The following is a 25,890-nucleotide window of genomic DNA, read 5'->3' as shown; positions in this document are numbered from 1 at the left end:
TGTCTGAATCCGGTTTATCTTCGATTTTCAGCCGGTCCACTACAATTTCTATATCGTGGGTCTTATATCTGTCCAGCTTCATTCCCTTTTCGATATCCACCACCTGACCATCAGCTCTTACCTTTATAAAACCCTGTTTCGCGATCTGCTCAAATAATTCCCGGTAGTGCCCTTTTCTACTTCTTACTACAGGGGCCAGAATATTTACCTTTTTTCCTTTAAAGCTTTCCAGAATGAGTTCTTTTATCTGGGAGTCGGTATAACTCACCATTTTTTCCCCGGTATTATAGCTGTATGCATCTGCAGCCCTGGCATAAAGCAGCCGGAGAAAATCATAAATTTCGGTTATGGTACCTACGGTACTCCTTGGATTTTTGCTGGTGGTCTTCTGTTCAATGGCAATAACAGGGGAGAGGCCTTCAATTTTATCTACATCAGGCCTTTCCAGACTTCCAAGGAACTGCCTTGCATAAGCTGAAAACGTCTCTATATAACGGCGCTGGCCTTCCGCATAAATAGTATCAAAAGCCAGAGAAGATTTACCTGAACCGGAAAGTCCGGTGATCACTACCAGTTTCTCCCGGGGAATATTAACATCAATATTTTTTAGGTTATGGACTCGGGCTCCTAATACTTCTATTCTGTCTTCAGATTTTACCATAGATTTTTTCAAGTGCGCAAAGGTACGTATTGGATTATTATTTAGAAAGCTTATGTCAATCTACTGATGTTAAGATAGATGTAATTTTTAGGGATTTTTTCAATCTTCATTTTATGAAAATAACAGGCTGCTTTATAAAAGTTAAGTTAAAGGATTACATTTCAGGTCTTAAAATTGAACTTTGGTCATCTGTTTAAGCATCTGGAAGTCAGTATAATATTACCTGTATTTTTACATAAACTAGGTGAAATCACCTATATTTGATTATCCAATACACTTCCTCCCAAATCTCTTTTTTTAATGATTTTGCAAGCATCCAGAGATGCTTTAGTACTTGCCCCTTTTTTAAAAGAATTTATTGATTAAGTAAATGCTGAGTGAACATGGAAAAAAGACAACTCTTAATTGTAAGCAAGAATCAGGAATTTATAGATAAAATCGCAGAGCGTATAAGCGTGAATTATGAGATAAGTACAGAGAAATCTATTCATGTCGCTTATAATATCGCTCTTACTTTACTTCCCGATGTTATTCTTTTTGATAAAACCTCGTTTGAGAGGACTTCCGATTTTAAAAATCTTAAAAGCTTTAAATCTACCCATTTTCTCACCCGAAGTTATCTTATAGTATATGGAAGACAGGATGATGCTAAAGCACTTAATAAGAGGTATAAAACCATCATGGATGAATTCCTTTCTGATAAAATAAGTTTTGAACTGGTTGCCGACAGGATTCTGAAAAGTAATTATCCCAGAAAGGTAAATTACTGGCATGAGTGTTTTATGGGGCTGTTCAACCTTATGGTGAAACCCATAGTACTTCTTCAGCAAAATAACATCATTGCGATGAATGATGCTTTCAAGAAGACCTTTAGAATTGAAAACACCAACGGGCTTCGGCTTACAGATCTGGTAAACGTTGAAAACAAGGCCAAGGTCAAAACCAGTTTAAGAAACTTTGCCAGGGGAAAGCATATGAAGGCCGTGACCTCTACTTCCCTTCTGGTGCATGAGAATAAACTGCGAAATGCCAAAATCAGTTTTTCCAAGTTAAGCCGGAATATCAGTGATCAGTTTATCATGATAATAGATTTTTCTGGTGAGGAATATTCCATGGATGAGAATATTGGGAGCCATGCCGATCAGGTTGAAAAATGTTTCAAAGAGAATAGTGAGATGGCAGAATTCAGTTTCACTAAACGGGAAAAAGAAATCATTTCATTGCTTTGCAAAGGTTATAAGACCAAAGAAATTTCAGATGCCCTGTTTATCTCCCCCAAGACAATTGAAAAGCATCGATCCAATATTATTAAAAGAACTAATTCTGAAACCATTCTTGAGAGCATCATTTATGCTATTAATCATAATCTGGTAGATCCTCCTGTGTCATAAATTATTGTTAAACAGGTTATTAAATATAAAACCACGGGTTTTCCCCCATGCTTCCCGCCCCAGTAGTTTCTTACATTTACATTGAAATTTGGAAAAGAAAATCCCCCTTTCTTCTTAGTGAACTTGCCCCCAGGAACCCCCCAAATCACAATTTTTTACGAACGATTAAATAATTTCCCTAAGGGAGATCTGTATATAATTTATTAACCATTCGAAATATTATTAACCATTCGAAATATTATTAACCAATACTTAGTAATCTATGAAAACATAAAAGTCACTCCCGCCTGCTTAGGCTCAAACCCAAATATTTATTGATCTATAACAAATCCTCTTTATGATGATGGAAGAGAGGACTGTAGATAATTATTAACCATTCTAAATATAAAATTTTCAATTATGAAAAAACTTAAAATTAGCATGAGCGTTCTTGCAATATTTGCATTGCTTTTAACCTCATGTAGTAAGGAGGAGACTGTCTCTCCCGCAGATGATTCAAATGTTCAATCAGTAGATCTAACTTTTGGAGCGTTGCTTAATGATCTTTCCAATCGCGCGATGTTGACAACTAATAAGGCGTCACATTTTGACCAGGTTCCAACCTGTTCAGATGCCGAGCCTGCAGTCGCACGGATTGGATTTAGTTATGGAGGAAATTCCTATGAAACCGATGTGGAAATTTTATCGGATGAAGATGGATACTTTACTGCTTATACCGAAGATCTAAAGATTCCTGTTCCGAATAACGGATCTGTTGAAGTTACCCTGGATAGTTTTATGGTGTATGACGGTGATCCGGATGGTGGAGGAAATCTTATCTGGATAGCACCGATAGAATCTGAAGAAGGCCAGTTTGATGGATATGTTGATACTGCACTGCCATTCAGTTTTGAGGTTGAGGATGGCACCAAGCCATATATAGATGTAGAGGTACTTTGTTTCGATCGCCGTATGGTGAATGAATATGGATATCCTTTCTTTGATTTAATTCCAGGACAGATATATCCACTATGTTTCTTCGCAAACTTCTGTCCTAGTCCGGATGGACGCCACTATGTAGGTAATTATAGTGTGGATCTTGTTTATAGAGACGGAGAGAATGAATATGTACTCTATGATGGTGAAATACCAGATACTGACGATACTAATAACTCAGCAGATCCTCTATGTTTAGTGGTTCCGGAATCACCATTTGAAGATCCGGCCCAAGACTATCTATTCTACGTGATAACTCCGCTAGACTGGCCTGGAAACTATGGAGATATTGACAATACTCCATTGGTAGAGGTAGGACTTAGCTGGAATGATGTTGAAGGATTGTTGAATGAGGATGGTGAAACAGCTGAATATATCCACATATTTATAGGTTGTGAACCTCCGTTTGGCGATTGCCCAGGAGTTCCAACTCCTTCAGATCCAGATGGAGATTGTGTACCAGATGACCAGTGTCCAGATGAACCTGGAACCATTGATAACTTTGGATGTCCTGATGATGAATGTCCTGGAGACGATCCAGACGGCGATGGACTGTTCGGAGACTGTGATGATTGTCCAAATGAACCAGGAACCTGGGACAATTTTGGATGTCCATTAGATGATTGTGTGGAAGACACCGATGGAGACGGAGTAGTAGATTGTGATGACGATTGTCCAGACACCCAGGGACCAGCAGAGAATGATGGTTGTCCAGAGGAAGAAGAGACCTGTGAAACCGCATTTATGTGGGGAGATACAGCTATTAACACCATAGATGGAGTTAACCGCTGGGGCTGGGTTGAATATTTTGAAGATGGTCAGGATCAAACTGAATTTACTATCTGGGCCGGAGCTGGACAGAACCAGACAAGCAAAGGGGAGGCCGTAGGAACCGTTACAATATCGGTAGATGAAGAGGGAGATGCTCACCTGATGATCTCCATGGATGCCGGTTACAGCCTGGATGAACTCCATGTTAATATTTCAGATGAAAAACCGGGCAGTGAAGCTAAATCTCCAGGCCAGTATAATATGAATGATCATGTAGATGCCGGAACTTTAGAGTATGAATTTGAAGATGTTGGTGATGATTTCTGGATCATAGTTCACACAGTAACCTGTGGAGTAGAAGATGATGATTAGATCATAAATAAAGCCGACCCGGTTTAAAGCCGGTCGGCTTTTATTAACCATTCTAATAAAACGAAAATAGAAATTATGAAAATTATAAATAGATATATAGCATTTGTCGCAGTTCTGGCAATGTTATTCACTTCCTGTAGTAAAGAGGAAGCAACTACTTCTCCTGTAGATGATCCGTCAGTTCAGTCTGTAGATCTCACTTTCGGAGCTATGTTGAATGATCTTTCGAACAGGGCAATGGTACAGAGTCAGAATAAGAGCCATTTTGACCAGGTTCCGGATTGTTCTGATGCAGAACCCGCGATCGCAAGAATCGGATTCAGTTATGGCGGTAATAGCTATGAAACAGATGTAGCCATACTCTCTGATGAATCTGGATATTTTACCGATTACTCAGAAGATCTTAAAATTCCCGTTCCCAATAATGGATCGGTAGAAGTTACTTTAGACAGTTTCATGGTCTATGATGGGGATCCCGATGGGGATGGAACATTAATCTGGATTGCTCCTATAGAGTCTGAAGAAGGGCAATTTGATGGATATGTTGATACTGCACTTCCATTTAGCTTTGATGTTGAAGACGGTACCAAACCGTATATAGATGTAGAAGTTCTATGTTTTGACAGACGTATGGTAAATGAATATGGATATGTATTTTTTGATATACTTCCTGATGTGATTTACCCCTTCTGTTTATTCGTAAACTATTGTGATGAAAATGGAAGACATTATGTAGCTGATTATAGCGTTGATCTTTATTTTGGTACAGACGATACGGGAATTCAGTTATACGATCATACAGAAGAAAGTGCGATGGCCATGACCGGAGATTATGGAAATGGAGCATTTTATGCCGATCCTTTATGTCTGGTAGTTCCTGGTCCTCCAGCAAACCTTCCGGATAATGAGCCTTACTTATATCTTGTAATCTATCCTGAAGACTGGGATGGCACCGGAGATATAGATAATACTCCAACTGAAGGTATTTCAATAACCTGGGAAATGGTTAGCGGTTATCTGAATGATGACGGAACTACAAACGAGTATCATCATGTTTGGATCGGAGAATGTGAAGGCGCTATAGGCAGTGGTGACGGAGGAGGAAACGGAGGTTCTGAATGTAACCCTTCTGATCCTGAGGCTGACTGTGATAATGATGGTATCTTAAATGAATGTGATACCAGTAACGTAAACTGGGCCAGCTTTGACTGTGATAGTGATGGAATTCAAAACGGCCAGGAAAATGAAGGTTGTGTTGAGGATCCTGATCCTAATTGTGGCGAAGCTACGCAGCCAGTGGCATGTGAACTTTCTATTGGCGAACCAACTGAGAATTGCGTTAGAGCTGTTTCACCAGGTGATCAAACCGAAGATTATGCTAATAATGGGGAATTCCTTATAATAAATATGGATGGACCAGTACCTTTAATTGAAGATACCGGTGTAGCATACGGACCTGATGCTGCAGATCTAAGTATAACGCTATCAAATGGAGATGTGACTTTTGGATTTGATACTGGAGGAATTATAGAAGATTTCTTAATTGAGATTTCAGATTCTGAAGGAGGAGATGTTGAATGTACCAATTCAGGTTTAGATTCTAATGATGAATATACGTTCACAGGAAGCTATAGCTATCCTATTTATATAAGAGTAAGAGCTAATATCTGTGAATAATATGATTTGTAAAATATTAACCCGAGTGAATTATTTGACCGGGGGGTGACTAATTTGCGGGTTAATTTACTCATTCTCTTAGGAGAGTGTGGTAAGGCTGTCTGGAAGCTTTTCCGGACAGCTTTTTTTTATGTTAAAATTCAAATACTTGTTTTTTAAATAAAAATATTCATATGTTAGTTACTGTTAATCAGTAATATGCATGTACGGAAGCTCTTACAGAAGTATTGAAAAGCACTATGAAACAAGGGCTCCAAGATGTTCTGAAAATGTAATGTAAAAATTGAGTGAGGATCCCAAATCTAAATTTCTAACTCCAAATCGGATTCTTTGTAAGAATTTGATTGTTAAAAAATTAACTCAATTTTAAGTTAAAAGTTTTGGAACGGACTTTGTAAATCACTGGCGGAAAACAAACAGAATTTTAAAAATTTTTAAAAACAAAAAATTAAAAGACCTACTTATGAGAAAAACGAAGTTGATCTTCTTGTTGCCGGTTTTGGCATTTATGGCATGTAGCGAAGACCCCATTACAGAGCAGACCGAAACCGAAATGCAGCCCCAAACTGCTGGCTTTAAAGACGAGATTACCGAAGTTGCTTTCCCTGAAGATTATGGAAAGGTATCAGATGTTTATTATACAGGAATGAAACTGCCCGTTGAAAACGTGAACGGAAAATTCGTTTACCAGGGAGATATAATTATTCCTATGGATAAAGCCTCGAAAAGCCCAGTTAAACTGGTATATGAAAAAGGTGAAACCCCACAGGAAAAAAGTGTTGGACGTACCTCTCATTACTGGACTGATAATATTGTTTATTACGAGATAGACGGAAGCTTGTCCAATAAAGATCGTGTTTACGACGCGATAAGCCACTGGGAAGCGAATACTAATCTTGAATTCGTTAAACGATCAGGTCAGTCAAATTATATTTATTTCACTCCGGGATCCGGATGTTCTTCCTATGTGGGAATGGTAGGTGGAAAGCAGAATATCACCCTTGCTGATGCCTGCTCTACAGGTAACACCATTCATGAGATCGGGCACGCTGTTGGTCTGTGGCATGAACAGAGTCGTGCAGATAGGGATAACCACATAACCATTCATTTTGATAATATACAAAGCGGAAGGGAATATAATTTCCGAACCTATGAAGAATCAGGTTATGAAGGAAAGGAATTTACCACTAATCTTGATTTTGGATCTATAATGATGTATAGTCCTTATGCTTTTTCAAGTAATGGACAACCGACTATTACAAAAAAGGATGGCTCCACTTATAGTGTTCAGAGGTCGGCTTTATCCAGTGGTGATATCAAAGGAGCTAATTCTATGTATCCATCTGGAGGTGAAACCACATCGACCTCTTATATTAATGGAGAGTACTATACTATTGAAGGCCTAACCGTTTTAAGGTCTTGGGATAGATGGTATTATTATAATGGTAGAAAATGGAGACAAGTAGAATTGATTGATGGTAGATGGCGATATGTTTTTAGTAAGTAATCAATTCTTAGTTATAGCCGTCTAATTAAATTAGTTGTGTAAATAAAACGTTAACAATCACAGTTATGTGGATAATTTGCACAGTTAAAATTTTAACTCAGTATTATTCCGAAAAGATGCTGAATAGATAAAATGTAAAAATAATCGATAAAAAACAATAAAAATTCTGCAGGTTGATATAGAACCCAATCCTATTGAGATCTGCCATGTAAAACTAAAATACCTACTTATGAAAAACCTAAAATTTATTTTAGCATTACCGCTACTTGCCATTTTTGCCTGTAGTGATGAGCCTGTTTCTGAAACCTTAATAGAAGAAAGTGGCAGTGAAACAGCTTTTGTGGATGATTTTACCGAAGTAGCCTTTCCCAATGAATTTGGAAGGGTGGCAGATGTTTACTTCGCAGGAAGAAAACTTCCAGTTGAACAACTGAATGGTAAATATGTTTATCAGGGGGATATTTTTCTTCCGGAACAAAATGTTTCCAAATCACCAGTAAATTTAATTCTTGAAGCGGGAGAAGAACCTTCTTCAACCAATAAAAGTACCGGGCGAACTGAATTCCTTTGGCCTGATAATACCGTTTATTATGACATAGACCCTTCACTTCCTAATCAGAGCAGGGTGACAGATGCAATTAATCACTGGGAAGCAAATACTGCAGTGAAATTTGTAAAGCGTACTTCCGAAGCTAATTACGTTTACTTTACTCCTGGTGGGGGTTGCTCTTCATATGTTGGTATGGTAGGAGGAAGACAGCCTATTACATTAGCAGATGCATGTTCTACAGGAAACACAATTCATGAAATTGGTCATGCCGTAGGTTTATGGCACGAGCAGAGTCGTGCGGACCGTGATCTTACAATCACAGTGCATTTTGAAAATATCCTTTCCGGAAGAGAGCATAATTTCTATACTTATGAAGAAGCTGGTTGGGATGGTGCAGATTATTCTGAAGGATTGGACCTTGGATCTATAATGATGTATAGCTCCTATTCTTTTTCAGCAACCGGTCAGCCAACCATTACTAAAAAAGATGGTTCAACATACGGAGTACAGCGTTCAACACTTTCTGCAGGTGATGTTGAAGGAATTGGAGTAATGTATCCCGGGCCTACCACAACAACTGAAGAAACGACCACTACTACGGAGGAAACAACCAGTACAGGGGAGACCACTACCGGTACCGGAGGTACCACGGAGCCAGAGCCAGAACCAGAATATATCAATGGTGAATATTATACTATTGAGGGTGTAACCGTTCTTAGAAAGGATGATACATGGTGGGTACAGAAAGGTAAAAACTGGAAGGAAGTTGAATTGATTGATGGAAGATGGAGATTTGTTAAATAATCTTATCCCTTATTTGAATTAGATAAAAGACCCTCGCAAAGTGCGGGGGTCTTTTTTTATTCATTCTCAAGCTCGGTTAATTTTAGCCGGCTAAATTCCCTCAATTCCTTAAAAAAGGCCTTAAACTCACTTTCAAATTCGGAATAGTATTCTTTTAACTCAGTGGTGGCATTATGCATCCCAGATTTTCTTCCAGTACGGTTATTCATTCCTTTCAAAACCTTTTCTATTCCTTCAATTTTCGCATAGCTTAGTAGCCAGTTATCCTTCACCATATAAGGTAAAAAACTCTTTACTCTGAATGGGAGGATCTCATAATGTTCTTCCAGGATCCTGTAAAATCTATGGGTGAATGTTTCCAGGGGAATACTGGAATATTCATCCCAGTTGGCGGCCAGGAAATGATCATAGAATATATCTACGATAATTCCGCTATAATGTCCGTAAACAGGAAATAGTCTTTGGGTACTTTTTTTGAAGATCTCATGCGTGTCTGTATAATAATCTATGGCTCGATGGAGAATAATCCCATTCTTTATCTGAACAGGATATTTAAGGTATTTTTTTCCTTTGACCGCATCAGCCATAAAATTACCAACCATAAGCTGCTCATTATCTCCCGATAAATAGATATGCGCAAGAAAGTTCATAATGGGAAGATACAAATTAAAGCAGAGGAGGGTTAATTTTTGTTAAGTTTTGGCTAGTAGTATAGCACCCATGTATATTTGCTTAATCAAAAACTATTTCATTTTCAATTAAGACAAATTAAATGACGTTAATAAAATCCATTTCCGGAATTAGAGGAACAATTGGCGGAAATACAGGGGAAAACCTAACTCCGGTAGATACTGTAAAATTTGCAGCTGCTTACGGGTCCTGGTTAAAAAAAGAAAGTAAAAAAGAAAAAAATAAAGTAGTGGTAGGCCGTGATGCCCGGATTTCTGGTAAAATGATCCAGGAACTAACCATGAATACTTTAATAGGGCTGGGAATAGATGTTATTGATATCGGTCTATCTACCACACCAACGGTAGAAGTTGCCGTTCCTTTGGAAAAAGCTGATGGAGGTATAATTTTAACAGCGAGTCATAACCCAAAACAGTGGAATGCCCTCAAGTTATTAAATAATAAAGGTGAGTTTCTTGATGGAGAAGCAGGAGCGAAAATCCTTCAAATTGCCGAAACTGAAGATTTCGAGTTTTCTCAGGTGGATGATCTGGGTGAAATATCTGTCATCGAGGATTATATTGACAGGCATATTGAAGAGGTATTAAAGTTAAAACTGGTAGATCCGGAAAAGGTAGAGCAAGCTAATCTTAAAGTTATTGTGGATGCAGTAAACTCTTCAGGGGGAATCGCTATTCCTGCACTTCTAAAAAAAATGGGGGTGGAAGTAATTGAACTATACTGTGAACCAAACGGACATTTCCCACATAATCCTGAGCCGCTTAAGGAACATCTTGCAGATATCTGCGAACTGGTAAAAAAAGAAAAAGCTGATTTTGGAATCGTTGTAGATCCTGATGTTGACAGGCTTGCTTTTATTGATGAGAATGGAGAGATGTTTGGCGAAGAATATACTCTTGTTGCCTGTGCAGATTATGTGCTCTCTAAAACCTCAGGTAATACTGTAAGTAATCTATCATCTTCAAGAGCCCTTCGGGATGTTACCCAAAAACACGGAGGAAGCTATGAAGCTAGTGCAGTAGGTGAGGTAAATGTGGTGAAACTGATGAAGGATAATAATGCGGTCATAGGCGGCGAAGGAAATGGGGGTATCATCTATCCGAAAGCACATTATGGAAGAGATAGTTTGGTTGGCGCAGCGCTCTTCCTAACTTACCTAGCTGAAATTGGGAAAAAAGTTTCGCAGTTAAGAGCTGAATATCCTTCTTATTTTATGAGTAAGAATAAAATAGAGCTCACACCAGATCTTGATGTGGATGGAATTTTAAAAGCTGTTGAGAAAAGACATTCATCTGAGGAAATATCAACGGTAGATGGTGTAAAAATAGACTTTCCGGAAAACTGGGTGCATTTGAGAAAATCTAATACGGAGCCCATAATACGAATCTACACTGAAGCAAAATCACAACAGGAAGCTGATGAACTTGCTCAAAAGATGATAAAAGAGATCAGGGATATTATATCCTAATTTATGATCTCAGCATTTTTAGGAATGGGCTCATTGCGATGTTTCCATCGTTTATGAGTCCATAAATAATATTCTGGTTTCTTCCTTATTTGTTCTTCCAGTAATTTGATGAAACTTTCTGTAATGTAATGTTCCGGATCTTTCTGGGCATCTTCAGTAACCGGGACCATAGTGGCTTCATAATAACCACGATTCTTTTTTTTCACCTGAAGGTAAACAACATTCATATCCAGTTTCCTTGCTAACCTGTCTGAACCTTCAAATACAGGAACGCGGATTCCCATAAAATGTATCCAGTGTTTGGCACGATTGATTTTTGGAGACTGATCGGCTATCATAGCATAATAACCTTTAATACCATTCTCTTCATTATATCTAATTTTTTCTGTTGCATTATAGGTGCTAATAAGCGTTCCATTATATCTGCCTCTTATCTTTTTTGCCAGACGGTCAAAATGTTTGTTTCTTATTCTTTTATATATTCCGAATGCATGGAATTTAAGATTGTATAGTTGTAATGCGTTCATCCATTCATAACTGGCATAGTGGCCACACATTACTATGATACTCTTATTCATGTTTTCCAGCTTTCTGAGGTATTCCAGGTTAGTGAAAACAAAACGTTTTTTCAGCTCTTTTTCTGAAATTGAGATGCTTTTGATCATTTCCAGAAACATATCGCACATATGGCGATAGAATTTTTTTTCAATGCGTTTAATTTCGGCTTCCGGCATTTTAGGAAAGACAAGCCGGAGATTTTCCTTAACCGTTTTTCTACGATATCCTATTAAGTGATAGACCAGTACAAAGATAAGGTCAGATACCATATAAAATATTCGGAAAGGGAGGATGGAAATAAGCCACAGGATAGGGTAGATTGCCCAGAAAACTAATCCTTGCATAAAAATTCTTTCAGCAAATATATGGTATATTTGAAATTAAACTTAAGCAAATATGGGAGAATTAAGTCTGATTACCCTCATCATCATAGGGGTGAATGTTTTAATTTCATTTAAGGGTTTCAGTGATCAGTCATTTTTCAATAAATATAAATTCAACATTGCAGATATCAAAAGTGGGAGGAAGTATCAGATCTTTTCCTCAGGTTTCCTTCATGTGGACACTGCCCACCTGTTCGTTAATATGCTTACTCTGTATTTTTTTGCGAATGTTGTGATCTATTCTTTAGGTTCGGTAGCCTTTGTGATAATTTATCTTGGAAGCCTGCTACTGGGAAATCTGGTTTCCTATTTTTTTCATAAAGAAGACTATAATTATACGGCTGTTGGGGCCAGTGGTGCCGTAATGGGTATACTTTATTCCGCCATTCTGTTGCAGCCAGATATGACCCTTGGCCTGTTTTTCGTAATTCCGATTCCGGCTTATGTTTTTGGAATAGGATATTTGCTTTATACGATTTATGGAATGAAACGTCGTACCGACAATATTGGTCATGATGCCCATTTTGGTGGTGCTACCGGCGGATATTTGCTTACCATGGTCTTTGCTCCCTGGGTATTCGAAAGTCATTTGTTGATGGTGATCTTACTTGCCCTCCCCATCCTGATACTTTTTTTTCTGCAAAGAACAGGCTATATATAGTTTGGTATCTTTCTTGGATAGCACCTTAAAATCAAAAACCAATTGATATGAAAAAAATACTTTTCTTATTGACCATACTTGCGATAACCCCCGGTTTTGCTCAGCAAATTTCAGAGCGTTCTAAAGTGAATGTTACCGGTGAAGGGATAGTTAAGGTTGAACCCGATGAGGTTCTTATAAAATCCAGAATTGAACATGAGGGGCCTTCAGCGGCATCTGTAAAGCAAAAAAATGATGAGGTTGTAGATATGGTGATAAAATATCTGAAATCTCAGAATATTGAAGAGAAGGATATTCAAACCGATTATGTGAATCTCAATAAGAGATACGACTACAATGAGAAAACCTATAGCTATGTAGCGAACCAGGCTATTTCAATTAGCCTGCATGAGATTAAGGATTACGAAAAAATAATGAAAGGTCTTCTTGAAAATGGACTGAACAGAATTGATGGAATCCAGTTCAAATCTTCCGAAATGGAGAAATATGAAAAGGAAGCACGGAAAAAAGCAGTTCTGGACGCTAAAAATACTGCAGTAGAGCTAGCCTCTCCTTTGGGCCAGGAGATCGGGAAAGCGGTTTCCATCAGCGAAATGGAATATAATAGTGTGCAACCCCTTTACCGGATGGAAGAGGCGGTAGAAATGAGTCAGGCTAAAGGTGGACAACAGACCATTGCTCCTGGTGAGATGGAGATCAAGATAAGAGTTAACGTAAGCTTTGAGCTTAAATAGAAAAAGCCGTCTGAAAAGTCTGATTCCAGGGTCATACGAACAAAGTAATATCATAAATAATTATGGATTGCTTCGTTTCTCGTAATGACAAGTTTCAGGACTTTTTAGACGGCCTTTTTATTTTTTCTTAGATCTTCTTTTATTGAAGTAACTCCCCGATCTTATTGGCCAGTTCATCACCCCTAAGGTTTTTTGCTACAATAACGCCATTCTCATCAAGAATGAAAGTAGCCGGAATGGCTCTTACTCCATATTTTTTAGCAATTGGATCATTCCAGAACTGAAGATTAGATACATGGTCCCATTGTTCCAGATTATCATCTTCAATGGCCTGCAACCACTTATCTTTTTGGCCAGGTCTGTCAAGTGATACACTAATAACGTTTAATCCCTGGTCTTTGTACTTGTTATAGGTCCTTACAAGATTTGGATTTTCCACTCTACAGGGTTTGCACCATGCCGCCCAAAAGTCGACTACAGTCACTTTGCCAAGATTGTCTTCAAGTTTAAATTCCTCACCTTCCGGCGTAGGGCCTGAAAATGAAGGTGCCTTGCTTCCAATTTCTGTTGCGCTATAACGCTCCAGAGTTTCTTCTAAAGATTTAGCCAGATCTGTCTTTTTGATGCGGTCAGAAACTTCAGCATACATTTCCCTAACTTCAGCCGAAGAATGAGTTTTCATATTAAGCATATCGGTAAGGATCATTACTGCCAGAAATGAATCTTTATTTCTCTGGAAAAGCTCCTGTTTGAAATTCTTATCGTTATCTCTTAGTTCTGCCTGGGTTTCCTGAAGGCTTTTTAGTTTAGCAGTATCCTTTGCTACCATAGCCTGGCGCATTTCATTCTGCATTTTCTGCATTTTCCTGTTCAGTTCTTTCAGGTGACCTAAATATTCGTAAAGGGCCTTGTTTTCCTTTCCGCCAACAACTTCGGTATTCCTGATACTATCTGTGTCTATATCAAAACGGAGTGTCTGGTTTTCCGAAATAAAGACAACATTACCATTTACTCCTTCAACACTAAGGAAACTAAGATTTGGTGTTTCAGGGTCTTCCATGTTCAGCTCGAATTTGCCATCAGTTATGGTGGCTGTGTCCACGGCCTTCGGGGTTCTGTTATTCCCGTCCAGTTCTGAGATATAAACTTTTTTACCGTCCTCTACACCATCCACAGTACCCGTTAGAAAATATCCTTTATCTTCCTGACAGGCTGTTAAGCTTAATACAAGAGCAGTAATCAGAATTGTTATTTTTTTCATTTTATTATATGATTTTTCACAAAAATAAAGAACTCATTTTGCATTAGTATCCATTATTTATAAAATATTGTTAATTTAAACAGGCTTACCTGTGCAGACCTTCAGTAAAATTTAATTTTACACTAAATTATCCTAATTATGAGGCAGCAGTTAAAGGATTTTCCACTTGATGTTAAGATCAGTTTCCATAAGGTCATTGAGCAATATGAAGAACAACTGGAAAGTATAGAGAACGATATCTCTAAGGGGTATATTAAGAAAATGCTGGATTATATTTCTGACTATCCTCAATTATCAGAAGGTTTTGAAGATCCCAAGCTTCTAAAAAAATACAAGGAGCCTATTAAGGTACTGCTGGAGGATCTTTTCCCTTCCATACTTACCAATAATGAGATCAAGGCTGCTTCAGTCCCTTTTCATAATATCCTGTTTAATTCATCCCGTCGTTTAAAGCAGATATTGAAAAACGCTGGAGACGATTTTGAACTTTCCCTTCGCAATATGGATGAAGATGTAATCTATGTTATTGCATGTATTCAGATCCTGAAAAATTATTATGACTATAAAATAGATATATCCAGGCCGCTTTACTATGACATCCCCGACGAAAATGGGATCAAGAAACATTACAGGATAGCCATGAATGCTGATTTTGTAGAGGTCCTTCGCAAGGATGATACCCCAAAGTTAACTCAGCATGATGTGGACCTTTTGCTTCAGAATGTAGACAAGGTGGAGTTGTGGAAAGAGAAGATACCGCCTAAAAGTTATGTTTTTAAAGGTTTTACTATTACCAACCTTACCGATGTAACTATAGATGAAGCGATTTCTGAATTAAAAACGACGCTTTTATTTGAAGAAATAAATGAAGCTGAAGAATTACAGAAACTTGAAGAAATATTCAGGTCTATCTATAAAATATCTGATCTAAGGGTTGGCTTTACGGTATTCAACCAAAAGGAAATGATATTCGAAAGAATGGATAACGAAAAAGCTAATAGTTTCATCCTGGATAAAGAACTCGTCAACGATTGTGATACGGGAATTTGTAAGCAGGGATTTCAGAAACTTATAGATGAAAACAAATATTTCGTTATTTCCAATGTGGATGAGTACATTAAGAAAAACGATAACCTGCTTGCCAGAAACCTCAAGAAAAATAATGTAAAAAGCTGTTTGCTGGCTCCAATAGCGAAAAATGGAAAATTACTGGGTATACTGGAACTGGTTTCTGAAAGAAAAAATGAACTTAACAGCATTAATGCATTCAAGCTGGATGATATTCTTCCTTATATAGTAAATACTGTAGAGCGGAATAAAAATGAATTCGAGAATAGGGTAAAAGCGGTGATTCAGAGCGAATGTACCTCTATTCACCCTAGTGTTTTATGGGTGTTTGAAAAAGAAGCTAAACAGTTTATTAAAGATCTTGATAAGGATGGCCTGGCTTCCTTTAAAGATATTACCTTCAAGGATGTTTATCCTTTATATGGTCAAATTGATATCGTAGCCTCTTCTGAAGCCCGTAACGAAGCCATAAAAAAAGACTTGCTGGACCAGTTGGACCTTATTCTTGATATTATCAAAAAGGCATATGCGATAGAAGAACTTCCTATCTACGATCAGGTGAAATACCGCATTTCAGATTTTAAAAAAGAGATAGAAGATAAATTAAATGCCAGCAGTGAACAAAAGGTATTCAATCTGCTGCATAAGGAGGTGAATCCTCTTATGAGCCATCTTAAGAAGCAGTCCGATGAAATAAAGGAACTGGTAGAGGAGTATAAGGAGAAATTAAATCCTGAAACCGGAATAGTCTATAACCACAGGAAAAAATATGATGAAACGGTACAGCAGATAAACCGAACCATGTCTCGATATATAGACAAAAAGCAGGTGCAGGCCCAGGAAATATATCCTCATTACTTTGAGAGGTATAAAACCGATGGTGTGGATCACAACATTTATATTGGAGCCTCTATGGCCTATAAAAGACCATTCAATAAAGTATATCTTTTTAATTTGAGATTATGGCAGTTAAGTACCATGTGCGAAATGGAAAACCGCTTTTACCAGCTTCAGGAGAACACTCCTATCAAACTGGAGGCAGCTTCCTTAATTCTGGTCTATAACAGCACCATGTCTATAAGGTATAGAATGGATGAGAAAAAATTTGATGTGGATGGCACTTATAATGCAAGGTATGAAGTGATCAAAAAGAGAATAGATAAAGCATACGTCAAGGGAACTGAAGAAAGGGTTACGCAAAAAGGAAAAATGACGATCGTTTACTCCCAGAACAGGGATGAAAGAGAATATCTTCAGTATATAAAATACCTGCAGGCCAAGGAATATTTTGGGGAAGAAGTGGAAATACTGGAACTGGAAGATGTGCAGGGAGTTGTAGGTCTTAAAGCAATCAGGGTGAATATACTTTATTCCACCGATAATGATCACCAGGGAACCATTACTTACGAAGATCTAATGGAAGAACTACATTAGATAAAAGGAAATTATATAGGCTAATACAGAAATAACTATTCCACTCATAAATACCGTGTAGGTAAGTCTCAATAACATATACTTACGATGTAATACCTTCCCAAGTAAATGAAGATCGAGGGTTAGCATTTCGTAGACATAATCCTTGTCTTTAATAAGCTCATTCATGGCCCATTTGAACTGATCAAAAGGCATTTTATGATAATTCCCGAAGAACAGAAGATTTACTTCCCTGTTCTTTACCTGCTCTCTGGTAAACTCGCCACTTGTTACATTGGGTCTTGTAGACATTATGGAGAGAATTATGGAAGCAACGCTAAACAGAATAAGAATAAGGGTGGGGATCAATAAATGCTTATTGGAAGCAGCTTCCAGTTTTGGGATCATATCTGCTATAGCAAGTGAGATGATAATCGCGTTAACCGAAAGTAGAATATTGGCCTTGGTATCTGCAATATCGCTTAATTTAATATGGTTTCTCAGGGTAGTCCTGTAAAGGGTCTGTATACTTCTTTCCGGATTTTCATTTTTATACCTGGCCTTCATCCGGGCCTTGTGCTCTTCCTTTTTTAATTTCTTTTCCTGCTTGTTTTTACTCTCTATAAGTTCGAGTAGATTCTCTTCTTTTTTGGGTTTCCATTCCTTGATGGCATAATCTGTATAATACTGATGTTTTTCAGTGAAAACCAGGATATTTTCCTCCAGCCATTCTGCATTCGTGAAATTCTTGATATTGTGAAGCTCTAGTTCCTGTCTTAATAATTCACTGGTTTCTTCAAAATAATCCTTTCCAAAATGAGAAGAATCTGCATCCCTTATTATCTTTTCACAGAATGTTTCAGGAACATTGGAAAATTTAGTTGCTTTAATGTATTTCTTTACCTTCTCAATGAGTTCGTCGGTGGCATTATTTTCCCGTAAGAAGGATTCGGCAATTTCGGCACTTTTTTCCTCATGTCCCTTATAGGTGTGTATATAACCGGTATCATGCAACCATGCTGCCAGTATTAGTGCTTCCTTGTCTTTAACATTAATTTCAGAATTATCGATTAATTCTTTAGTACTTTTAACCACACGCTGTGTATGCTGGTAATTGTGATAGATAAAGGTGTTTGGCAGTTTTTCTTTAAATAATTCTTCAACAAATTTATCGACTTTCTCAATGAGATTGTTCATACATGAAGTTCTTAGATACATTGACCAAATTACAAAAAAAATTGACCAATATTTTCTATGAGAAAAGTTAAACTTTTAGCCTATTTCCTAGGATTATTCCTTGTTTTTGCGTGTGCCACGGTTGAACCAAAATATAAAGATGGAGAGCCTAAATCAGATTTCAATTATCCTGAAAATAAGGAAATTGAAAAGTCTTTCTATTTAATTGGAGATGGTGGTTATTCACCGCCTGGAGGAACGTCCCTGGGGCTCATTGCTTTCAAGACCTTTCTGGACTCCGTAAATAAGACTGAGAACTACACGGTCTTCCTTGGGGATAATATTTATCCGGATGGGATGCCACCCGAAGATTCACCGGAACGTGAAGCAGCGGAATACCGCCTGGATGCCCAGCTCGATGCGATAGAGAACTATAAGGGCAGGGTAGTAGTGATTCCCGGAAACCATGACTGGTACAACGAAAAACTTAATGGTCTGGAAAGACAGAAGAATTATCTGAAAGAAAAATTTGAGGATATACTTATATGGAGTCCTGAGATTGGATGCGGTTTAGAATCGATTGAGATTACCGAGAATATCCAGATGATCGTCATCGATTCACAATGGTACCTGGAAGACTGGGACCGTAACCCTCGCATTAACGATAACTGCGACCAGATAAAAACCCGGGAAGCCATGTTCCTGGAACTGGAATCGGAAATCGAAGATCATCAGAATAAGACCATAATTCTTGCACTTCACCATCCTGTTTATACCAATGGGGTTCATGGCGGCCAGTACAGCTTTGACAGACATATTTATCCTTCTCAAAAGAAAATCCCTGTCCCGATTCTCGGGTCATTAGCTACCCTTATCAGGACAACCGGGGGAGTTTCAATTCAGGATGCCCAGAATAACCGTTACAAATCATTAGCCGACAGGTTATCTACCATAGCCAGAAGTTCAGAGAGAATGATTTTTGTGTCGGGACACGAGCATTCTCTACAGTATATAGAGCATGACAGCGTTAGGCAGGTAGTTTCAGGTTCAGGTTCAAAAGCTTCTTATGCGACCCTTAGTAATGATGGCCTTTTTGCGTATAACGGACAGGGTTTTGCAGTGCTTGATATTTTTAAGGATGGTTCTTCCTGGATAAGTTTTTATGGGAATCAGGAGAATAAACCAAAGCTGCTTTATCAAAGACAGGTTTTTGATACTCCTGTACCATTCGAGTTCAAGGATTATCCCGACAGTTTTCCGCAAACCATGACAACTTCTATATATAAAGAAGAAGACACTGATAAAAGCCCGGTATATAATACAGTCTGGGGAAAGCGTTATCGTGAACTGTATGGTACAGAAATCACCCTCCCTGTTGCCGACCTGGATACTCTATATGGGGGGCTTGAGGTAGAGCGTGAAGCAGGTGGGCATCAAACAGTTTCTTTAAGGGTGAAAGATAGTCTTGGCAGGGTTTATAATATAAGGCGGGTAAGAAAGGATGCATTAAGATTCCTTCAGAATGTAGCCTTTAAGAATCAACCTGTAGAAAATAAACTGGAGAACACGGTTGCCGAGGACCTTATGACCGATTTTTATACGGCGGCTCACCCTTATGGTTTTCTTGTAGTACCAAGATTAAGTAAGGCGGCTGATGTCTATCATACCAATCCAAAAATATTCTATATGCCAAAGCAGGAAGCTTTGGGTAAATATAACTCGGTACATGGTGATGATATCTATATGATAGTGGAGCGGCCTGAGGAAATCTGGCTTGGCTACGAATATTTTGGTAGCCCCGATCATGATATTGTGGGAACTGATGGGATGCTAGAAAGGTTACGACGTGATGAAAAATACATCCTCGATGAAGAAGCCTATGTAAGAGCCCGGATCTTTGATATGCTGATAGGAGATTGGGACCGCCACCAGAATCAATGGCGCTGGGCCGAAATAGAAGATAGCGACGGGAATCATATTTTCAAGCCTATTCCCCGTGACCGGGATCAGGTATTCTCAAACTTCGATGGTGCCTTTTTTGGTACTTTAAGAGCTCTTACGGGCTTCGCAAACCAGTTTGCGGTGTATGGAGATGATATCAACGATGTTGAATGGTTCAATATGGCAGCGCTTGGATTGGACAGATCCCTTTTACAAAATACCGGAAAGGAGGCCTGGAAACAGCAGGCCGAATTTATCAGGAACAATGTTACTGATGAGGTTATAGAAGAGGCTTTTGCCAATTTACCGAAAGAAACAAGGGGAGAGGCCAGTGATGAGCTGATGGAAAATGTAAAAGGACGCAGGAATAATATTGTGGATATCGCGATGAGATACTACAATCATCTGGCAAACCTTGCGATTGTTACAGGAACCGATAAGGATGATTTTATAGATGTTGAAAGACTGCAGGATGGTAATACCCGGGTGACGGTCACAAGAAACAAGGATGGTGCAAGAGCTGAAAATCTAAGTGATAAAATTTATAAATTTGATGAAACAGAGGAGATCTGGGTTTATGGCCTTGATGACGATGATAAGATTCTTGTAAAGGGTAGCGGGCCTGAAAATATTTTTGTTCGGATCATTGGGGGACAGGACAATGATGTCTACACGGTTGAAAATGGCAGGAATATTAAGATCTATGATCATAAGTCACTTCCAAATACAGTAGAGAAGCCCGGAAATGCGAAGTTCAGGTTTACCGATAATTACGAAATAAATACTTATGATAAGGACAAGAAGACCTTTTCTTCCGGAACTATTCTACCAGATATAGGTTACAATCCAGATGATGGACTGAATGTTGGATTAAAATTCGTGAAATCTATCAATAAGTTTAAGCGTAATCCGTTTACTTCTCAGCATACATTTTCTGGTGAATTTCATTCAGAAACCAATGGTTTTGCCTTGAATTATGAAGCTGAATTTGCCAGTATAGTAGGTAATTATAACTTATTGCTAGGAGCAAATTTTTCCAGTCCAAAATTCTCTGCAAACTTTTTCGGCTACGGAAATGAAACTGAGAATTTTGATGATGAGCTTGGACTGGAATACAACCGGGTAGGCCTAAGTGAAATAGGGGTAAAAGCGGCCTTTGTGAATAAAACGCCTTTTGGTAGTTTCTTTGGGTTTACTGCCAGTTTTGAAGGAATTGAAGTTGAGCAGGCAGAAGGACGGTTTATAACCGAAGATTTTGTGAGTAATGACCCTGAATTCTTTGACCGAAAGTATTTTGCGGGTCTTGATGCAATGTACAGATATGAAAGTTATGACGACCGGCTTAATCCAACAAGAGGAATGCTTTTCGAACTTAACCTGGGTGCAAAACTGAATACGGCTGATATAGACAGGCAATATGGATATTTCAAACCTTATATGGGATTCTATAATGCGCTTAGCCGAAACAGGAAACTCGTGCTTAAAACCCGTGCAGAAGCCCACATCAATATCGGTCAGGAATTTGAATTCTATCAGGCTGCTCAGCTTGGAGCAGATAGTGGGTTAAGAGGTTACAGACTGGAGCGATACACGGGGAAAAGCTCATTTGGTACCGGGGCAGACCTACGTTATTCATTTAATACTGTAAAAACCAGTTTTCTTCCATTTCAGCTTGGAATCTTTGGAGGCTACGACCTCGGAAGAGTGTGGTTAGACGGAGAAAATAGTGATATTTGGCATGATAGCTACGGTGGTGGTTTTTGGGTGAACAGTGCAGAAGCTATACAGGGAAGATTCAGTATGTTTGCAGGCAGTGAAGGAACCCGCTTTCAGTTTGGGATAGCATTAAAGTTTTAATTAGGAAAAGAAAACTTAATAGATAAAATAAAACCCGGCTATTAGCCGGGTTTTTCACTAATCCAAATTATTAATTAGTCTCCACTTTTATTGACGGAGAGCTGATTTTTAAAATTTATAGTTCTTATTGGGAAAGGGATATTCACATCCTTGGCATCGTAAGCTTTCTTAATGGCGATTATGGCTTTGTTTTGAGCAACCAGAATATCTCTGTTCTTGGTGACATCTGCCCAGAATCTTACCACATAATTTATGGAGCTGTCCCCAAATTCCTGGTAAAGAAATTCAATTTCTTCATTACCACGTTGAGGAAAATGATCCCTGATCACTTCCAGGGTCAGGTCCCTTACCATCTCAAGATCTGATTCATAACCTACCCCGCAATTAACAAATATCCTGGATCGGGGAGTTCTTGAAAAGTTTTTAAAAGGTTCTTCAATGATCTTTGAATTAGGGATTATTACATAATTGTTATCTGATTGTTTGATAACAATATTCCGAAGGTTTATTTCGGTCACGGTACCTGCGTATCCATTAGTCTCTACCCAGTCACCTATCTGTAATTCCGGCAGGAAACTCAGAATAAGACCGGAAAAGGTGTTATTCAATGTTCCCTGAAGGGCAAGACCTATTGCCAAACCAACAACCCCGGCACCGGCCAGAACCGAAGTAAGGACCTTATCAAGATTCAGAAGGCCAAGAGCTATAAAAAACCCTATAAGGATGACAACGGCCTTGATGACCTTTACGACCATTATCCTAATGGAATCCTGCTTAATTTGTCTTCTGGTGACCCTTTCAAATATCCTGCCTATGTATTTGGCAAGGACCACAAAAATGATAAAGACAATAACAGCCAAAAGAAAATTAGGCAGATTCAGGATTAAAGAATCCAGCCATCCGCCCAATTTTTCTGAAATACCTTTTATTGAATCCTGAAAATTAAATTCGTCCATACTGGTTGGTTAGTGAAAATTTTTATTTATTCACCGGCTTGTGATGATCGTTAGTCTTCATTTTCCAGGCATCCAGCATCCAGCTTGTTTTCTCAAGTTCCCTTATGTAGGCTCCAATGAGGTCTATAGTTCCTTCATCACCGGCAGCATCTGCAGTCTCTACAATCTTTCTCATTTGTTTAAGAAGAAGACCGTGGTCTTTTAATAAGAGTTCTATCATTTTACTGTCGGAAATATCAGAGGGAGATTCCTTTAAATTGGAATCATTTAAATACTCACTGAGATTACTTGTTGGCTGATACCTTAATGTAAGGATCCTTTCCGCGATTTCATCCACTTTTACTTTGGCATCTTCGTAAAGTTCTTCAAATTTTTCATGGAGATCGAAGAAATTCTTTCCAATAATATTCCAGTGAAAATTCCTTAGCTTCTGATAATACAAATGATAATCAGCTAATAGCACGTTCAGTTCTTCAACTGTCTTTTTTGTTTTATTTGAATCCAAACCTAAATAGTTCATAGTTTTTATTTATTGAATTTTTGAATTTGATATTAAATTACAATGATTTGATATTCTCCCCAATTTTAATCAGGGACTTTAATAGAAATTTAACTTAGCTTTCTTCGATGTCGCGATGATCTTTAAGATCAAGCTTATCAAGCATTTTTTGAGAGATCTGACCGCTATACATTCCGTAGGCATCAACCAAAACACCTTTCCTGTTATTGGTAGTCGTTATAGCATAAAGTATAGCATTATCGTCGGGGTTACTCATTCCTTCAAACCTGAGAACTTTGTCTACTTCAAATTCTTCCACTCCGAAGGTTTCATTTTTAGATTTGAGCTCAATTTGCTCATCCTGTAAATTGAAATCATGTTCGTAACCCTCTTCGAGTTTTAATTTATTGATAGCTTGAGATAATGTACCGTAATCTTTCATTTTATTTTGAATTAAAATTCAAAATTAAATTACAGTGAAAGGCCCATTTTAGCAAATACTCCGGGCTGTTTAGGATAAGTTTAACTCCGTTAATCGGTACACAAACTGAAGATTATTTCCCTTTTTTATTGGAGCTGAAAATGCTGAGAGGGAAGATAATGAGCAAAAAGAAATACCATCCAGTCACAATACCAATGATAGTAATGATTGCCGCAATAATATAGAACCAGTATGATTTTGGTATTCTCATAGAATTGCCAAAATTAAAATAATGGCGAATAGATACAAAAGCCAGTAAGGTTTTAGGCTTAAAGGTTCTTTACCAAACAAAAGCCTGGTCACCTGAAAGTAAAAATGCCGGTTCTTGGCGATATGATTATAAGCATGGTCACTTAAAGACCTGAACCATGAATATCTGATATATAATTCATGCCATCTTTTATTCCCGGCATGCCATAAACTGCGATAGGCAGAGTCAGGTCCACTATAGACGTTTCCATTGGTTTCTATAAGTCTGCTTGCTTTCTTGAATTCCTTTAAGGGAATATCGGGGAAGTTTTCAGCATATTCCTGGTAGGTTTTGAATTCTAAAAGACCTTCGGTTTTACTCTCCCACCGGGTCTTCCAGAACTTGCAGAAACCACATTTTCCGTCCCATACCATGACATTAACTTGGGGAGGATTGGATGTTTTATCAATTTTTCTGAACATTCTAAAATCTTTAATTACTTAAGTTACTTAAAAATAAAGGCCTTTAAATTCAAATTAGGCTTTTTAGTTGTGGTATTTGAGTATTTTTTTAACCTTTATAAGCTAATATGTGATGGGCCTATGAAGACCAAAATAACTTTAAAAGAACTATCAAAGCTTCTGAACGTCTCTGTTTCCACGGTTTCGAAAGCCCTGAATGATAGTCCGGAGATTAGTCCGAAGACCGCTGAAAGAGTAAAAGAACTTGCCCGGTTACATAACTACAAACCAAATCCTGTTGCGGTTAACCTTAAGAAAAGCAAAACAGGTACCATAGGGGTAGTTATACCCAATATATCCAATAGTTTTTTCGCACGTGTACTTTCAGGGATGGAAGCTGAAGCTCAGAAACATGATCAGCAGGTAATCACTTATATTTCCAATGAATCCCTGGAACGGGAAAAACAGATCTGTGACATGCTCACCTCAGGTTTTGTAGATGGTGTTCTGATTGCCGTTTCTGAAGAGACTCAGAAAAAACAGGAGTATGACCATTTGTTTTCCCTGGTAGATTATGATATCCCGGTAGTGGTTTATGACAGGATAAACATAGATCTGCCTGCCGATAAGGTGGGAGTGGATGATGAGAATAGTTTTTTTGATGCTGCCAGATATTTTATGTCCAGGGGACTTACAAAAATCGGATTGGCATCGGCAATTCATCATGTGGGGATTGGACAACTGAGGATCAAAGGCTATAAAAAAGCGCTGGAAGATAGACACCACTATTTGGCGAAAAGTTCAAAACCGGCAGATCTCAGGAAAAAAATAAAATCCCTGATTACTGAAGACAGGGTAGAAGCCCTTCTTTGTACCGATTTTGAAAGCACGATCATGGCTACACGGATTGCTTACGAAGAGAAGGTCAATATCCCGCAGGATCTTAAAATAATAGGTTATATAGGTAAGGAGGTAGCAGAATTTCTTACCCCGTCTTTAAGTTACATAGAGCAGCATCCACAGGAAGTTGGGTCCAGAGCTGTAGAACTGCTGAATAACCGCCTCGAGGGAGTTTATACGCCCGGAAAATTTGAAGAGGAGATCATTACCACCAGTTTGGTACATTTGGAGTCTACGAGGTTTTAAATCCAGACTTTTTAAGGTAGAATTAATTTTGTTTAGGTCAATATTGGATTTTAATTCTATGTATGGAATAATAAAAAAAATTATCTTGCAGGCCGAAATTTACTTACCTAATGCTTTTTAACTCTCTTGATTTCGCCATCTTTTTACCTATAGTATTTTTTTTATATTGGTTTGTATTTAATAAAAATTTGAGATGGCAAAATCTACTGGTCGCTATTGTCAGTTATATTTTTTATGGT

General features: G+C 38.1%; 19 protein-coding genes and 1 pseudogene. 11 read left to right on the top strand and 9 right to left on the bottom strand.

The window, feature by feature from the left end:
• A pseudogene (locus LU635_RS00405) lies at positions 1-661 on the bottom strand (excinuclease ABC subunit UvrA); the annotation flags it as partial.
• A 383-nt stretch (positions 662-1,044) separates the two neighbouring features.
• Here LU635_RS00405 and LU635_RS00400 point away from each other — a divergent pair.
• The 5 genes from LU635_RS00400 (at position 1,045) to LU635_RS00380 (ending at position 8,708) form a co-directional block, all read left to right on the top strand.
• The gene (locus tag LU635_RS00400; RefSeq protein WP_240095213.1) at positions 1,045-2,052 is read left to right on the top strand and encodes a helix-turn-helix transcriptional regulator; all 1,008 of its coding nucleotides are present in this window, start codon (positions 1,045-1,047) and stop codon (positions 2,050-2,052) included.
• Between the two features lie 399 nt (positions 2,053-2,451).
• Positions 2,452-4,170 carry a hypothetical protein gene (locus LU635_RS00395; protein WP_240095212.1) on the top strand — a complete coding sequence of 573 codons (1,719 nt, stop codon included), beginning with the start codon at positions 2,452-2,454 and terminating at the stop codon, positions 4,168-4,170.
• 75 nt (positions 4,171-4,245) lie between these two features.
• Positions 4,246-5,847, top strand: coding sequence for a hypothetical protein (locus LU635_RS00390; protein ID WP_240095211.1), 1,602 nt, complete (start codon positions 4,246-4,248; stop codon positions 5,845-5,847).
• 463 nt (positions 5,848-6,310) lie between these two features.
• Complete coding sequence (locus tag LU635_RS00385) at positions 6,311-7,354, top strand: M12 family metallopeptidase (RefSeq protein ID WP_240095210.1); 1,044 nt, start codon at positions 6,311-6,313, stop codon at positions 7,352-7,354.
• A 229-nt stretch (positions 7,355-7,583) separates the two neighbouring features.
• The gene (locus tag LU635_RS00380) at positions 7,584-8,708 is read left to right on the top strand and encodes a M12 family metallopeptidase (protein WP_240095209.1); all 1,125 of its coding nucleotides are present in this window, start codon (positions 7,584-7,586) and stop codon (positions 8,706-8,708) included.
• 56 nt (positions 8,709-8,764) lie between these two features.
• On the opposite strand, the gene LU635_RS00375 is transcribed toward LU635_RS00380, so the two are convergent.
• Positions 8,765-9,358, bottom strand: coding sequence for an acyl carrier protein phosphodiesterase (locus tag LU635_RS00375; protein ID WP_240095208.1), 594 nt, complete (start codon positions 9,356-9,358; stop codon positions 8,765-8,767).
• Between the two features lie 122 nt (positions 9,359-9,480).
• On the opposite strand from LU635_RS00375, the gene glmM reads away from it, so the two are divergent.
• Positions 9,481-10,866: a phosphoglucosamine mutase gene (gene glmM / locus LU635_RS00370; RefSeq protein WP_240095207.1), complete on the top strand. Its 1,386-nt coding sequence runs from the start codon at positions 9,481-9,483 to the stop codon at positions 10,864-10,866.
• Here glmM and LU635_RS00365 read toward each other — a convergent pair.
• Positions 10,863-11,768 carry a lysophospholipid acyltransferase family protein gene (locus LU635_RS00365; RefSeq protein WP_240095206.1) on the bottom strand — a complete coding sequence of 302 codons (906 nt, stop codon included), beginning with the start codon at positions 11,766-11,768 and terminating at the stop codon, positions 10,863-10,865. The genes glmM and LU635_RS00365 overlap by 4 nt on opposite strands.
• 52 nt (positions 11,769-11,820) lie before the next feature.
• Here LU635_RS00365 and LU635_RS00360 point away from each other — a divergent pair, with 52 nt between their 5' ends.
• Together LU635_RS00360 and LU635_RS00355 are read left to right on the top strand one after the other, a co-directional pair.
• Positions 11,821-12,468, top strand: coding sequence for a rhomboid family intramembrane serine protease (locus LU635_RS00360; protein WP_240095205.1), 648 nt, complete (start codon positions 11,821-11,823; stop codon positions 12,466-12,468).
• 47 nt (positions 12,469-12,515) lie between these two features.
• A complete protein-coding gene (locus LU635_RS00355; RefSeq protein ID WP_240095204.1) occupies positions 12,516-13,202 on the top strand; it encodes an SIMPL domain-containing protein in 687 nt (228 codons plus the stop codon).
• A 139-nt stretch (positions 13,203-13,341) separates the two neighbouring features.
• Here LU635_RS00355 and LU635_RS00350 read toward each other — a convergent pair whose 3' ends face one another.
• A complete protein-coding gene (locus tag LU635_RS00350) occupies positions 13,342-14,463 on the bottom strand; it encodes a TlpA disulfide reductase family protein (RefSeq protein ID WP_240095203.1) in 1,122 nt (373 codons plus the stop codon).
• A 138-nt stretch (positions 14,464-14,601) separates the two neighbouring features.
• Between LU635_RS00350 and LU635_RS00345 the strand changes: the two genes are divergently transcribed.
• The gene (locus tag LU635_RS00345; protein ID WP_240095202.1) at positions 14,602-16,965 is read left to right on the top strand and encodes a GAF domain-containing protein; all 2,364 of its coding nucleotides are present in this window, start codon (positions 14,602-14,604) and stop codon (positions 16,963-16,965) included.
• Here the strand turns inward: LU635_RS00345 and LU635_RS00340 are convergent.
• A complete protein-coding gene (locus tag LU635_RS00340; RefSeq protein WP_240095201.1) occupies positions 16,957-18,141 on the bottom strand; it encodes a Pycsar system effector family protein in 1,185 nt (394 codons plus the stop codon). The genes LU635_RS00345 and LU635_RS00340 overlap by 9 nt on opposite strands.
• A gap of 57 nt (positions 18,142-18,198) precedes the next feature.
• Between LU635_RS00340 and LU635_RS00335 the strand changes: the two genes are divergently transcribed.
• Positions 18,199-21,918: a metallophosphoesterase gene (locus LU635_RS00335; protein WP_240095200.1), complete on the top strand. Its 3,720-nt coding sequence runs from the start codon at positions 18,199-18,201 to the stop codon at positions 21,916-21,918.
• A gap of 74 nt (positions 21,919-21,992) precedes the next feature.
• On the opposite strand, the gene LU635_RS00330 is transcribed toward LU635_RS00335, so the two are convergent.
• The 4 genes from LU635_RS00330 to LU635_RS00315 all read right to left on the bottom strand — a co-directional run bounded on the left by LU635_RS00330 (position 21,993) and on the right by LU635_RS00315 (position 24,526).
• Positions 21,993-22,874: a mechanosensitive ion channel family protein gene (locus tag LU635_RS00330; RefSeq protein ID WP_240095199.1), complete on the bottom strand. Its 882-nt coding sequence runs from the start codon at positions 22,872-22,874 to the stop codon at positions 21,993-21,995.
• 22 nt (positions 22,875-22,896) lie between these two features.
• On the bottom strand, positions 22,897-23,394 hold the full coding sequence (locus LU635_RS00325; protein ID WP_240095198.1) for a Dps family protein: 498 nt from the start codon (positions 23,392-23,394) through the stop codon (positions 22,897-22,899).
• 94 nt (positions 23,395-23,488) lie between these two features.
• Positions 23,489-23,815, bottom strand: coding sequence for a phosphoribosylpyrophosphate synthetase (locus LU635_RS00320; RefSeq protein WP_240095197.1), 327 nt, complete (start codon positions 23,813-23,815; stop codon positions 23,489-23,491).
• 246 nt (positions 23,816-24,061) lie between these two features.
• Positions 24,062-24,526 (bottom strand): thiol-disulfide oxidoreductase DCC family protein, encoded by a 465-nt coding sequence (locus LU635_RS00315; RefSeq protein ID WP_240095196.1) that lies wholly within the window; start codon positions 24,524-24,526, stop codon positions 24,062-24,064.
• Positions 24,527-24,646: 120 nt separating this feature from the next.
• Here LU635_RS00315 and LU635_RS00310 point away from each other — a divergent pair, with 120 nt between their 5' ends.
• Positions 24,647-25,651 (top strand): LacI family DNA-binding transcriptional regulator, encoded by a 1,005-nt coding sequence (locus LU635_RS00310; protein ID WP_240095195.1) that lies wholly within the window; start codon positions 24,647-24,649, stop codon positions 25,649-25,651.
• Positions 25,652-25,890 lie beyond the last annotated feature (239 nt).

This window comes from Christiangramia crocea (assembly GCF_022410465.1).
GTDB lineage: Bacteria > Bacteroidota > Bacteroidia > Flavobacteriales > Flavobacteriaceae > Christiangramia > Christiangramia crocea.
Note: the sequence above shows the minus strand (reverse complement) of the source record. Positions and strands in the feature narration are given on the sequence as shown.